We start from the raw sequence: 12,776 nt of genomic DNA, 5'->3' as shown, positions 1-12,776 counted from the left end.
AATATATGCTCAAGATATTTACCATTATTATTCTTATAATATTATTTTCTCTAGTTTTAATTTTTCATTTAGCAAATAAAAATTCATATAAAAATTACTACTATGGCAAAATTACAGATCATTTTGATGGAGCAAAATTTCATAATCTTAAAAGTAATACATTAAAAACAAACGACAAAGTTTTGTTAAATTATTTTAAAAATAAATTACTTGGAAAAGGTGCAATTTGGCCTAAAAACATAAATGTAAATTATACCAATCCAATAAACATAATAAATAAAAATAACTTTGATATAATATTTTTTATTAATCATGCTACAAATCTTATTAATATTGCTAATTATAACATTTTAACTGACCCAATATGGTCTAATTATGCAAGTCCTTTACAATTTTTAGGGCCAAAAAGAAGAGCAAAACCAGGTGTTAAATTTGATGATTTACCTAAAATTGATATAATCTTAATTAGTCATAGTCATTATGATCATTTAGACTCTCAGACTATAAAAAGACTAGTTAAAATTCATAATCCTATATTTATTGTAGGACTTGGCGTTGGAGGCATTTTATCACAAATAGGAGTGCCTAAAAATAAAATTATTGAGTTAGATTGGTGGGATAATTTTAAATTTCCAAATTCTCTACTAAATAATAACAAATTTTTAGAAATTACATATGTTCCAGCACAACATTTTTCTTCTAGGTTTTTAGACGATAAAAATTCTACATTATGGGGAGGATTTGTAATAAAATCTTCAAATAAGAAAATTTATTTTGCCGGTGATACTGGTTTTGATTCAAATCAATTTCATGAAATAAGAAAAAAATTTGAAGTTATTGATGTATCTCTTTTACCAATTGGTGCCTACAAACCAGATAGTTTTAGATATGTTCATATGAATCCAGAAGAAGCAGTAAAAGCTAGTATGATACTTGAAAGTAAAATTAATATACCTATTCACTTTGGAACATTTATATTATCCTTTGAAAATTATGATGACCCAGTTCTTGACTTAACCAAATCATTAAATAAATATAATCTAGACCTCAATCACTTTAGCATTCTAAAAAATGGAGAATACAAAATTTTGAATTAAAGACACAATTTTTTGCTCTATAGCTAAATAACTTTAATTTAAGTACGTTAAGAAAGAAGTAAAATCTGGTAAATTTACATTGTAATAAGTAAAAATATAATTAAATTATATTAATTTAACCCGAGCTGCATATAAGAAGTAAGAGATTTATAGCAAATTTTGTCATCATAAAGCGCATTATTAATGGATTGCCACGGATGCTATCGCATCCTCGCAATTACTGTTGCTATATATGTCATCACGAAGTACTTTTTTCAATTTAGTCATTGCGAGGGCACAAAGTGCTCGTGGCAATCCAGGAAAATTATCAACAAATGTAATTAAGGTAACAATTCTGGATCACCACAGTCGAGACTTTGTCTCTCCCTCGTGATGACTGTAATGTGGCATACATTGCTCCTTCGTGATGACAAGACCTGGTATAATTTTCTAATTTCTTATATGCAGCTCAGGTTATATTAGTTTAACTTTTTCAATCTTTGAAAATTTTTTTATAATTATTGTTTCATAAACTAGTATTACTGTTGCCATAATAATTATAGCCGATCCAATTATTGTTGTTAAATCTGGTATTTCATCAAAGATAATATAGCCTAATACTGCAGAAAAAATGAGCTCAATATATCTATATGGAGCTACTGATGAAACTTCAATTAGTTTAAAAGACTTTAGCAAGCAATATAGAATCAAATTACTAGTTATTCCTAGTAGAAATAAATAAAACAGATCATTAAACGTAGGAGTAATCCAATTATAAAACACATGGATTATACTCAATATAAGCACAAAAAGACTAGAATAAAACAGCATGCTTATCATTGACTCTTGAACCGCAAAACGTTTGTTTATTATATCTAATAAAGCAAATAAAATTGCACTTATTAGAAACACCAATGATGTAAGATTAAAATCTGTGCTATTTGGATTAATTACAATAATAGTACCAATAAAACCTAGCATTGTTGCAATTAATTTTATGCGATTAAAAGATTCTTTTAAAAATATTCTTGCAAGAATTAAAATAAAAATTGGCATAATAAAATTTATAGATGTGGCAACAGTGAGTTTTACAACTTTCAACCCTACACACCATAATATAATTCCCACAAATAATAAAAATCCTCTAATAAAATGTATTCTCATAATTGTAGAAGAGCTATATTTCTTCCTAAGAATAAATGGCAATAATACTATTACACTAAATAAATATCTAAAAAATATTATCTCATAAGAGCTGATATTATTCCCTACATATTTCATTATAACATCATTGATATTATCTAATAGTAAACTTAATATAAACCAGAAGATACCATATATATTTACTTTTAAAGTTTTGTGCATAAATTTTATTTTTGATTATTTATTTTTTTAATTTTCACTACCCAATCTAAACCATGAGCAATTTTATTTTGTTTTTTAAATTGGCTTGATTAGTAGCAACTCCCAAACAAGATATACTATTGATATACAAAAGCTCTTCTTCAAGCTTTGCATCAGCAAATGTATTGAAAAATCTAACAATCTTTTCAAAATACTTATCTTGATTGAAAAAAATTATTAATAAATATTCATTATTTACTTTAAAATTATATTGCTTAATAATATCTAAATTAATATTCGTCCAAATATTACCATATATATCATAACTAATAATATTGCCAACTAATGAATCTTCTTTTATTTCTGCTTTTTTTAATGAAATTTTAACTATTTCAGTAGATAATTTATCTCCAATCTCAGCAAATTTAATTTTTTCAGATGCAAATCTTGTAGCAACATAAACATATAAATCTCTTCCATGAGAAGTCATGGTTATAACATCAGGCAACATATTTTTTCTTCATCTATCTGCCTAACCTCTTCTATACTTAAGAATGCATCTATAAAAGATAATGTACCATTATCTGGAGAAATAAAATAATGCCCTGTTTTAGATTTTAATATAATTGATTTACGGCTTGTGCCAACACCTGGATCTACAACACTAACAAATATAGTACCCTTGGGCCAATACATTGCAACCTGATATAAACGATAAGCCGCTTCTAAAATATTAAACGGTGCAATTTCATGAGTTAAATCTGATATTTTTAGGTTATTATCAACTGAATAAATAACCCCTTTCAATTCACTGACTGTTCCGTCAAAATTGCCAAAATCCGTAAGAAGTACAATTATATTACTTGATAAAGTATTAATTTCACCCATTATCTATCTTCCATATATAGCACTGGGCACTAGGTCATATATAAATTATTATGTCAATAACTCTTTAAAATAGTGTTATATTTTCTTATCAGATTTCTGTCTTTCTAAGTTATTTCTCTGAGTTTTGTTAAATTATTTTTTATTAATCTCTCTCCCTCTTTAAAACCTATATTAAATAAATTTAATTTATCTTTCTTACTTAAATTATCAAGCCAATCATATTTTGAAGTATCAATATTAATAGATAAATCAGCAAGATTTTCTTGTTCTAAAGATAGTTGATAATAAGTCACCCAACTACTTCTATATAATATTGATATATTATTTAAAATGCCATTACTAGGTGGTGGAGAAACAGCATTTACTGCAATAATTAATTTTGGCTTAAACCGCATAGCTTCCCTAACTGGAACTGGAGAAATAACTCCACCATCAACAAATAATTTATCACCTATTTTTATAGGCTTATATAATCCAGGTATAGCACAACTTGCAAATATACTATCCTTTATTGGACCAGAATTAAAAATTGTTGATTTATTAAAACTTATATCTGTTGCAATAGATACTAGAGGAATTTTTAATTCTTCATAATTTTTTGACTTAACATTCAGTTTTAAAAACTTTTCAAATTTGCCATATCCAGCCGGAGTGTTAAATAAAGTAGCACCAAAAAAATTTGCAGTTGGACTACCTTGTAAAAAATCTTTTCTATTTGCATTTATTAAAATTTCTTTTACTTTATCAGAATTTTTACTATCTGCATAAAGCAAACCTACCAGCGAACCAGCACTGGAACCAACTATTAAATCTATTGGTATATTATATTTTTCAAAAGCTGCAATAACTCCAGCATGTACTATTCCTTTACTGCCTGCTCCACTTAAGACTAAAGCTATATTAATTTGTTTATCTAAATATGGCTTTTGAGAAGGATATTCAGTTATTTTATGATTAGAATATTTACATGAACTAATTAATATTAATAAAAAAAGGTAAATTACTATCTTATTTAATCTTAATATTATTTTCACTTTAAATTAAATACAAAAATTTATATCAATTAATATATTGGAAATTTCATACATAAATCCAGAACTTTTTTAAGATAAATCTGTTCATTATGCAAATTAACTTCTCCATTATTATCTAATTCATCCAATACATCTGCTATCAAATTAGCTATCACTTTAAATTCTTCTTCTTTAAATCCTCTACTAGTTGCAGCTGGCGTCCCCAACCTAATTCCAGAAGTAATAAATGGTTTAGCATCATCAAAGGGAATACCATTTTTATTACAAGTTAAACCTACTTTTTCCAATGATTCTTCTGCAAGTTTGCCAGTAATATTTTGTTTTCTTAAATCTACTAAAATCAAATGGGTATCAGTACCACCTGTAATGACATTATACCCTCTATTCATTAATTCTTCTGCTAGCACTTTTGCATTTATAAGAACTTGCTTTATATAATCATTAAATGATGGTTGTAATGCTTCACCAAAAGCTACAGCCTTAGCTGCAATAACATGCATAAGTGGCCCACCCTGAATTCCAGGAAATATTCCTGAATTTATTTTTTTAGCAATATCTTCATAGTCTGTTAGAATAATACCACCTCTTGGACCTCTTAATGTCTTATGAGTTGTAGATGTTACAATATGAGCATACTTAACAGGATTTTGATGACATTCAGCAGCAACAATACCTGAAATATGTGCCATATCAGCAAGCAAATAAGCCCCTACTTTGTCAGCTATTTGTCTGAATTTAGCAAAATCAATTTTTCTTGGATATGCAGAGCCTCCAGCAATAATTAATTTAGGCTTAGCTTCATCTACAATAGCTGTAATTTCGTCATAATCTAATTCATAACTAACTTTATCAACAAAATAATGCTCAATTTCAAACCATTTGCCAGATAAATTTACTTTAGATCCATGTGTAAGATGTCCCCCACAATCAAGCGATAAACTTACAATTTTATCATAAGGTTTAAGCAATGCAGAAAACACTGCCTGATTTGCTTGAGAACCTGAATGAGGTTGAACATTTGCAAAATTTGCTGAATACAGTTTTTTCACTCTTTCAATAGCTAATTTTTCTATTTCATCCACATATTCACAACCACCATAATACCTTTTTCCAGGATATCCTTCAGCATATTTGTTAGTTAAAATTGAACCTTGAGCTTCAAGAACAGCTTTGCTAACTATATTTTCAGAAGCAATTAGCTCTATTGAATTTTGTTGTCTGTTTAACTCTGCACCAATAAATTTTTTTATGATGTCATCTGTTTGTGATAAATTTTTGTTAAAGAAAGCTATCTCCATAATTAAGAAATTTTAAGAAGTGGTACCCGCAGCCGGACTTGAACCGGCAAGGGATGAACTCCCCACGGATTTTAAGTCCGTTATGTCTACCAATTCCATCATGCGGGCACACAATATTTAGCATTATGTATAAACATTAAATTATTTCAACAACTTTTTATAATTTTAAGATTAATGATACAAAAAAATTGCATTGTCATTGCGAGAGCATGCCAATGCTCGTGGCAATCCATTTTTATTTTCAAATCAATTAATAATACTTCCTCTTTATTAATCTCATCTAAAATGCTAATTTAACTTATTAAAATTTAGTAAATTTATAAATGATTGGAAAATTATTCGGTGAAGTTTGTGATATAGCTTCAGATCATATTATTGTAAATGTAAATGGAGTTGGATATATAGTTTTTTGCTCAGGAAGAACTATCTCTAAATATAATATTGGTGATAAAATTGAACTAATAACACAAACAATAGTTAAGGAAAACGATATTAGCATTTTTGGTTTTGTAAATAGCATTGATAAAGAATTCTTTAACCATTTACTTACAATACAAGGGGTTGGGGCAAAACTTGCACAGACAATAATAGGAAGCCTTGATGTTAACGAGATCATTCAATCCGTACAAATCAATGATAATACAAAATTTACGCAAATATCTGGTGTTGGACCTAAGCTAGCAGCAAGGCTTGTTAACGAACTAAAAAATAAGAAATTTATTAGTAAATTACAAAATATTAAAATGAAGCAAGAGATTAATACTTCCGATAATAGCCAATCTCAAATTATCTTAGATGCAACTTCAGCACTTTCAAATTTAGGATATGCTGAAACCCAAATTAATTCAGCTATTAACCAAATCATCTCTGATAAAGCAGATTTGGAAAATCTTAAATTAGACATTTTAATTAAAGATTGTATTAAAGTCTTATCTAGCTAAACTCCTGGATTATATAAAATTTAGTCATTGTGAGAGCATTTCACCTACCCTTTGTCATTGCGAGCGAATGGAGGCGGCAGCCGTAGTGTGGCAATCCAGAAATACATCAATACACATAAATAAGGCAGCATCCCTGGATCACCACGCCACTAACGTGGCTCGTGATGACAATTGAGAAGATAGTGCCTCATGATGACTGCATTAAAAACGTCATTGCGAACAAATCTTTGATTTGTGTGGCAATCCATAAAAGTTATCAACCAACCAAATCTACTTGGCTGTTTACTAATTTGTAATAAGCAGATTTCTTAGCCATCAATTCTTGATGACTACCCTGCTCTATAAGTTTACCTTTATCAAGCATTAAAATTCTATCTGCATTTACTACAGTAGATAATCTATGCGCAACTGTTATGGATATTTTACCTTTTGAAATGCGATTTATTGCATCTTGAACAATCTTTTCATTTTTATAATCTAAAGCAGAAGTTGCTTCATCTAATAATAAAATCTCAGGATTTTTTAATACTGCTCTTGCCAGTGCAACTCTTTGTTTTTGACCTCCTGAGAGCCTTATTCCCTTTTCTCCAATAAAAGTATTATATTTCTTTGGCAATTGATTAACAAATTCATCTACAGCTGTGATTTTAGCAGCTTCTATAACTTGTTCCTTCATTGCTTTAGGATTACCAAATAATATATTTTCATAAATAGTTGATGAAAATATAATTGGATCTTGAGAAATATATGATATTTTACCTCTCAAGCTAGCTAATTTTAGATTTTTAAGTATGTTATTATTAATAAAAATATCACCTGAATTAATATCATAAAATCTCATTAACAACTCAAGTATAGTAGATTTTCCTGCTCCAGATTTTCCAACTATGGCAATTTTTTCATTATTTAAAATTTCAAAACTTAGATCATCAATCGTCTTTATATTATCTTTTGACGGGTAAGAAAAATAAACATTTTTAAAAAAAATACTTTTTATTTTATCCTGATTTATATCAGTTGCATTCAATTCATCATTAATATCAGACTTAACACTTAAAAAATCAGCAGCTCTTTCACAAGCTGCTGCAGATTTAATAATTTCACCAAATGTCTCAGATAAACCACCTATAGAACCAGCACAAATCACTGCAAGAAATATAAAAGATGATAGTTCACCAACACTCATATTTCCATTTACCACATCATATCCTCCATACCATAAAATGAGTCCAATTCCACAAAATACTAAAAAAATTACTATGAATATTAATCCAGCTTTTGACTTAGCTAATTTCATAGCAGTTATAAAATTTGCTTTTAATGAAGAATTATATCTATCTTTTTCCGATTCTTCTGATAAATAAGCCTGAATTGTTTTTATTGCATTTATTGATTCTTCTGATATCGAGCTCAGTATTCCTTGTTGTTTTTGGGTTTCTTTAGATAATTTCTTAATCTTTTTTCCAAATAAAATTATTGGGATTAGAATTGTCGGGATTAGAATTGTAATATATAAAGTAAGCTTTGGACTCATTGAAATTAACATTATAACACCACCAACTAACATAATAAAATTCCTGAGTGCAACTGATAAATTACTTCCTATTAAATTTTGAATTATTTGTGTGTCACTTTGAATTTGAGATATTATATTTCCAGTTTTTTCAGTTTCAAAAAAACTTGGAGATAAAGTAAGCAGATGACTAAATAAATCTTTTTTAATATCAAGAATCAAATTTTCACCAATAGAAGTTGTAAAATAATACCTCAGTGCAGTCCCTATAGCTAAAATCATTATCAATAAATTCTGATATATAAAAAACTTTAAAAAATTTGGATTTAAAGAATTTGAAAAAAAATTATCAATGATATAACTTAGGTATTTACTAAAAATCAAGACAGAAAAAGATGTAATAATCAGTGCTAAAAACATTATTATCAATTTAATTTTTTGTTTTTTTAAATATGGCTTTAAAAAATTTAGACTTGAAATTGATTGCATGTTAACTTAATTAAGTTTTATGTTTGTAAACATATATTATTAATTAATTTATTAAAGTAAATACTCACAGTTAGCATTATTATCATGATTCAATTTAAAAATACCTTTAAAATATTTTTTTGCTTATTACTTATTCCATGTAATTTACTATTTGCATCTCAACCAAATAATTGCTCATTTGCAGATGTTGTTGTAAAACTTAGCCCTGCAGTCGTGAATATATCAACAACTCAATTAATTGAAAACAATGGAAAAAATTTTCCCTTTTCAGAAATTCCAGAAGAATTTTTTAAATTCTTTGATATGCCAGATGAGTTTAAAAAATCTCCTTTTTCTGATAAACCATCAAAAATTATATCATTAGGATCAGGTTTTTTAATTGATGAAAAAGGACATATTGTCACAAATAACCATGTCATAGATAATGCTCAAGAAATTAATATAACTGTAGGAGATAATGAAAAGAAAATTTATAAAGCTAAGGTCATTGGTAAAGATAAAAAAACAGATTTAGCTTTATTAAAAATTGATGCAAAAGAACCAATACCATTTGTAAAATTTGGTAATTCAGATAACGCTAGAGTTGGAGAACCAGTCATTGCGATTGGAAATGCATTTGGATTTGGAGGAACAGTTACATCTGGCATTATTTCTGCTAAAGGCAGGCATCTTGGCGGTCAATTTTATGAAGAATTTATTCAAACTGATGCTTCTATTAATAAGGGTAACTCTGGTGGACCAATGTTTAGTATGAACGGTGAAGTCATTGGAGTAAATAGTGCAATTGTTTCACCTAGTGGTGGAAATGTAGGAATTGGCTTTGCTATTCCTTCAAATACAGCTAAATCAATAATTTCAAAATTATTAAAAGATGGTAAAATTGATCGTCCATGGTTAGGCATAACATTTCAACCAGTGACAGAAAATATTGCTAAAGGTTTTAACCTAAGCAATTCTGATGGTGCAATTGTATCTAATATAATAAAAGATAGCCCAGCAGAAAAAGCAGGCATTAATATTGGTGATATAATAGTAAAATTCAATAATATAATTTTAAATAATATTAATAGCTTCCCAAAATTAGTTGCTGACTCACCTCTTAATACAAAGATACCTATTCAAATAATTAGAAAAGGTAAAATAATAAACTTAAACGTACAATTAGAAATTCCTAAAAGCGACCCTTTCAATCAAAATATAGAAGATAAAGCTGTAAAAACTACTTATCATGGAATAGAAGTAGTTAATTTAACTAAAAATATTAGGAATAATTATGGAATAAGTGATGAAATCAATGGTGTATTAGTTACTAAAATTGATAAAAGTTCAGATGCTTATAAAAAAGGATTACAAACAGGAGATATAATTATTAACATTAACCAGGATGCCGTTAAATCTGCAAAACAATTCATTACTTTATTAACCAATATTAAATTAAAATCTAAAAAAGATGATGCTACAGCTGTACTGTTAGTTTCAAGAAAAAACAACAATTTTTATATTACAATCGATTTATATTAAAAATATAAAAACCGCAATATTAGTCAAGTTAATATGAGAATACAGGAGTAGAAATTAAAATGCTCTATTAGGTTGCTTTTAGTGAATAAAAGCGTATAATTTCTCTGTATTTAATATTTTTTATATTTATATTTTTAATGACTCAAGATAAACTCGAAACTCAAAAAAAAACCAAAGCAACATTAGGTTTAAGTACAAAAAAGCTTGGAGTTAAGATTCCAAATAAAAATTTATCTAATAATAATCTATCTAAAAAAAATAAAGGTACTGTTATTGTAGTTACTAAAACTAAGTCTTTAAAAATTACTGATAGCAAAAATAATAACGAACTAACTGATAAAGAAAGACAAGATAGATTAAAAGCAATTTTAAATTCAGATAGTCTAAAATCTATAAGTACTAATTTAGATACTAAAGAAAACAATCAAAATAATGAACAATCTTTAAATAAAAAACAAGTTAGCGAAATAAAAGAGCCTAATCCTAAAGATCAAAACGAAATAAAAAATTTAGATCATATTGGAAAAATTGAAAAAGAAAAAGTAAACAACACATCTTTTGAGCAATCTGATTCTGCAGGAGGTAAGCATAAAACTAATCTAAAAGCTCAAAATGATATTAAAAATAAATATTCAGATATAGATAGCAAAAATGAAATTGTAGAAGATAAAAAAGCTAACAAGAAAAAATCTAATATTATTTCAAAGAAAGAATCAAAAAAACTTTCCTTAACGGAAATATATAATTTAGAAAAAGAGGAAGAAGTATTTGAAACAAAAATCAAAACAATTAAAGTTCATTCTAAAAGCAAAAATAAAGAACATAAACAGTCAAAACAAGAAAAAATATATAGGGAAGTTAAGATTAGTGAACAAATTTCTGTTCAAGAATTAGCTAATAAAATAGCTGAAAAATCTGCTACTGTAATTAAAACTTTAATGAATCTTGGAATTATTGCAACAATTAACCAAACTATAGATGGAGATACAGCAGAATTAGTAGTACAAGAATTAGGGCATATACCTATAAGAGTAGATGAAGAGAATATAAAAAAATCATTGTTTAATGAAGTAGAAGATAACCCAGATTCTCTAAAACATAGAGCACCTATTGTAACAATAATGGGCCATGTTGATCATGGCAAAACTTCATTACTTGATGCTCTTCGCTCAACAGATATCGCATCTTCAGAACATGGCGGAATTACACAACATATTGGAGCATATAATGTTTCTTTAAATAATAATAATTCCATCACTTTTCTTGATACCCCTGGGCATGCAGCTTTTACTGCTATGAGAATGAGAGGTGCTAAAATAACTGATATTGTTATAATTGTTGTAGCTGCAGATGATGGAATAAAAGAACAAACAATTGAAGCAATAAATCATGCTAAAGCAGCTAATGTACCTATTATTGTAGCAATAAATAAAATAGATAAACCTGAAGCAAACATTGATAAAGTAAAAAATTTATTATTCACTTATGAATTAGTACCAGAAGATATGGGAGGTGACGTTATGGTTATTCCTGTATCAGCAAAAAATAAAATAGGATTAGATTCTCTTGAAGAAGCAATTCTTATTCAAGCTGAAGTTTTAGACTTAAAAGCAAACCCTGATCGATATGCAGATGGAGTTATAATAGAGTCAAAATTAGATAAATATAAAGGAGTTTTAGCTACACTTTTAGTTCAAAAAGGTACATTAAAAATTGGTGATATGGTAATAATTAACAATGATTATTTTAAAATAAGATCACTAATCAATGATAAAGGGCAAAAAGTTAAAAACGCACTTCCTTCCATGCCTGTTGAAGTTTTAGGTCTTAATAAAACACCTGAAGCAGGAGAAAAATTTTTAGTTGTAGAAAATGAAAAAATCGCAAAAAAAATAGTTGAATATAATAATAAAGATGGTGAAATTTTACAATCTAATGAAAATAAAAAAACATTCAATGATCTACTAAAAAACCAAATTGGAAATTTAAAAACATTAAATTTAATATTAAAAGCTGATGTTCATGGCTCTTTAGAAGCAATTAAAACAAGTTTGCAAAAAATTTCTAATGAAGACGTAGAAGTAAAAATATCTCATTCTATTGTTGGTAGCATATCAGAATCTGATATATCTTTAGCAAAGGTTACAGGTTCCACTATTTTAGGGTTTAATGTAAGAGCAGATAGCAAAACTGTTAAATTAGCTAAAACATTAGGTGTTAATGTAAAATATTATTCTATAATTTATGATTTAATAGATGATGTTAAATCAATGGCTAGTGGCTTGATATCACCTGTTAAAAAAGAAAATATAACTGGTTATGCTGAAATAAGACAGGTTATAAATATAAGTAAAGTGGGTAAAATTGCAGGTTGTATGGTTACAGAAGGAATTATAAAGAAAAAATCTCACGCACGATTATTAAGAGATAATATCGTTATATATGATGGAAAATTAGGGGCCTTAAAAAGATTTAAAGATGATGTAAAAGAAGTTAAAACTGGCTTTGAATGTGGAATATCATTTGAAAAATTTTCTGATTTTAAGGAGAATGATAAATTTGAAGCATATGAAATGATTGAAGAACAAAATAAATAATTACCCTTATTTTCAAGCACTTCCAGATAGCTCAATATTAATAGATATTGTAAGTTAAAAATATCTATTAATATA

General features: G+C 27.4%; 10 protein-coding genes and 1 tRNA gene. 4 read left to right on the top strand and 7 right to left on the bottom strand.

Going from position 1 to position 12,776, the window contains the following annotated elements:
• The first annotated feature begins 5 nt into the window (after positions 1-5).
• Positions 6-1,097, top strand: coding sequence for an MBL fold metallo-hydrolase (locus tag h2es_RS01435; protein WP_154510732.1), 1,092 nt, complete (start codon positions 6-8; stop codon positions 1,095-1,097).
• A 453-nt stretch (positions 1,098-1,550) separates the two neighbouring features.
• Here h2es_RS01435 and h2es_RS01430 read toward each other — a convergent pair whose 3' ends face one another.
• From h2es_RS01430 to h2es_RS01405, 6 genes are all read right to left on the bottom strand, one after another.
• On the bottom strand, positions 1,551-2,441 hold the full coding sequence (locus tag h2es_RS01430) for a DMT family transporter (RefSeq protein ID WP_154510730.1): 891 nt from the start codon (positions 2,439-2,441) through the stop codon (positions 1,551-1,553).
• A gap of 46 nt (positions 2,442-2,487) precedes the next feature.
• Complete coding sequence (locus tag h2es_RS07800; protein WP_154510728.1) at positions 2,488-2,931, bottom strand: SAM hydroxide adenosyltransferase; 444 nt, start codon at positions 2,929-2,931, stop codon at positions 2,488-2,490.
• On the bottom strand, positions 2,913-3,308 hold the full coding sequence (locus tag h2es_RS07795; RefSeq protein WP_154510726.1) for an SAM-dependent chlorinase/fluorinase: 396 nt from the start codon (positions 3,306-3,308) through the stop codon (positions 2,913-2,915). Before h2es_RS07795 ends, h2es_RS07800 begins: the two co-directional genes overlap by 19 nt.
• 104 nt (positions 3,309-3,412) lie before the next feature.
• On the bottom strand, positions 3,413-4,342 hold the full coding sequence (locus h2es_RS01415; protein ID WP_154510724.1) for a patatin-like phospholipase family protein: 930 nt from the start codon (positions 4,340-4,342) through the stop codon (positions 3,413-3,415).
• A 29-nt stretch (positions 4,343-4,371) separates the two neighbouring features.
• A complete protein-coding gene (glyA, locus tag h2es_RS01410; RefSeq protein WP_326844993.1) occupies positions 4,372-5,634 on the bottom strand; it encodes a serine hydroxymethyltransferase in 1,263 nt (420 codons plus the stop codon).
• A gap of 26 nt (positions 5,635-5,660) precedes the next feature.
• Positions 5,661-5,748: transfer RNA gene (locus tag h2es_RS01405), tRNA-Leu, on the bottom strand.
• Between the two features lie 215 nt (positions 5,749-5,963).
• Between h2es_RS01405 and ruvA the strand changes: the two genes are divergently transcribed.
• A complete protein-coding gene (ruvA, locus tag h2es_RS01400; protein ID WP_154510720.1) occupies positions 5,964-6,581 on the top strand; it encodes a Holliday junction branch migration protein RuvA in 618 nt (205 codons plus the stop codon).
• A 256-nt stretch (positions 6,582-6,837) separates the two neighbouring features.
• Here ruvA and h2es_RS01395 read toward each other — a convergent pair whose 3' ends face one another.
• Positions 6,838-8,583, bottom strand: a complete 1,746-nt coding sequence (locus tag h2es_RS01395) for an ABC transporter ATP-binding protein (RefSeq protein WP_154510718.1) — start codon at positions 8,581-8,583, stop codon at positions 6,838-6,840.
• An 84-nt stretch (positions 8,584-8,667) separates the two neighbouring features.
• On the opposite strand from h2es_RS01395, the gene h2es_RS01390 reads away from it, so the two are divergent.
• Together h2es_RS01390 and infB are read left to right on the top strand one after the other, a co-directional pair.
• The gene (locus h2es_RS01390; RefSeq protein ID WP_154510716.1) at positions 8,668-10,104 is read left to right on the top strand and encodes a Do family serine endopeptidase; all 1,437 of its coding nucleotides are present in this window, start codon (positions 8,668-8,670) and stop codon (positions 10,102-10,104) included.
• 137 nt (positions 10,105-10,241) lie between these two features.
• The gene (gene infB / locus h2es_RS01385; protein ID WP_154510714.1) at positions 10,242-12,701 is read left to right on the top strand and encodes a translation initiation factor IF-2; all 2,460 of its coding nucleotides are present in this window, start codon (positions 10,242-10,244) and stop codon (positions 12,699-12,701) included.
• Positions 12,702-12,776 lie beyond the last annotated feature (75 nt).

Source organism: Rickettsiales endosymbiont of Trichoplax sp. H2, from assembly GCF_009690945.1.
Classification (GTDB): Bacteria; Pseudomonadota; Alphaproteobacteria; order Rickettsiales; family Midichloriaceae; genus Aquirickettsia; species Aquirickettsia rohweri.
The sequence above is the reverse complement of the archived record's forward strand: the minus strand, read 5'-3'. Positions and strand labels throughout refer to the sequence as shown.